The organism is Priestia sp. P5_B4, from assembly GCF_056400385.1.
On sequence record NZ_JBFULJ010001015.1, the window covers coordinates 1 to 1259 of the forward strand.

Sequence of the window (1259 nt, forward strand, 5' to 3'; positions counted from 1 at the left end):
GGATTTAATTAAGGAAGTGCGAGGGACATTTAGTCCATTACCTAAATATATAGCGGATTTAATTGATGAGCTGAGAAAATTAAATTTAAAAGACGAAGTGATCAGTGTCATCTTGTATCAATCTGTATATGTGGCAGATCATCAATTTAAYATTAAAGATACCATTACCAATCGTCAGTTTGTAAAAGATACAATTGAAATGGGCAGAAGATGGGTGCATCAGTACGGCCGAATTGAAACAGTAGAAGAAGCAATTCATATTGCAGAGCAAGTGTCTACAAAAGAGGACTTGCCTCATCATTTGCAAACAGCAACAATTGACGAAAAAATTACGCTTGAGGTGCAGCTTGATCATCAAACGTATGAAATGTTAAAAAATATAGCGGTTTATTATGATCATCATTCCTATGAACAGTCAATGACTGTAGCAATTAATCGTTTATATACGCAGCTGCGCGATGCACAATCAAAAAATAGTTAAATGTCAAATCTCACATGTTCCGTCCACCATGTGAGATTTTTTAAGATGTGAAAGAGGCGCAGATGAAAATGTCTTGTTTCATCATTCAGCAAAAGGAGGGAGAACATAGATGAGGGTATATTTATCTCCTCTTCAAAAAAAAGATGCTTCTAAAGTTTTTGAATATTGGTCGGATGAAGAGGTTACTAGATATATGAATATTGAGCCCTTTACGACGCTTTATCAAGCGGAAAGCATGATTGCACTTCTCCAAAGTTTGACGAAAGAAGGAAAAGCAACACGCTATGCTATTCGATTAAAGACTTCCGATGAGATCATTGGAACCTGCGGTCTAAACCGTATTGATTATGTTAAAAAGCAAGCAGAGATTGGGTATGATTTAGGCAGACCTTTTTGGAAAAAAGGTCTCATGACAGAAGCGCTCTGCCTTTTGCTAGAAAAAGCTTTTGAAGAGTTTCGTATACAAGAAATTGAAGCAAAAGTTGATCCTAATAATAAAGATTCAATTACTCTTTTAAAAAAATTTTCGTTTCAACTAGAAGAGGCGTATGAGTCAGATGATTGTACTTGTTTATACACCGTCAACAAGGAAAAAGTGAGCGCGATATTGTCAGGACGTTCAAAAGGTAAGAAGTAAATCAAGCATAAGTTCTTTTGAAATAGTAAATATTTTTAGGCCTTAACCGATAACAAAGAAAAGAACGAATTGAAGGAAGGTCAGGAATGAATCATCATACACATTTACTAGAAGGGACGTACAATGAGTTACTCGTTACAC

At 35.5% G+C, this 1259-nt stretch carries 2 protein-coding genes; both read left to right on the plus strand.

Annotated features, from left to right (window positions below; all coding sequences use genetic code 11):
- Positions 1-481: hypothetical protein (locus tag AC1DRF_RS28380; RefSeq protein ID WP_477742358.1), on the plus strand; the 481-nt coding region annotated here is incomplete at its 5' end.
- A gap of 109 nt (positions 482-590) precedes the next feature.
- The gene (locus tag AC1DRF_RS28385) at positions 591-1118 is read left to right on the plus strand and encodes a GNAT family N-acetyltransferase (RefSeq protein ID WP_043979389.1); all 528 of its coding nucleotides are present in this window, start codon (positions 591-593) and stop codon (positions 1116-1118) included.
- Positions 1119-1259: the final 141 nt, after the last annotated feature.

Coding starts and splice junctions, on each gene's coding strand:
- AC1DRF_RS28385 (WP_043979389.1), top strand. CDS start 591: ATGAGGGTATATTTATCTCCTCTTCAAAAAAAAGATGCTTCTAAAGTT.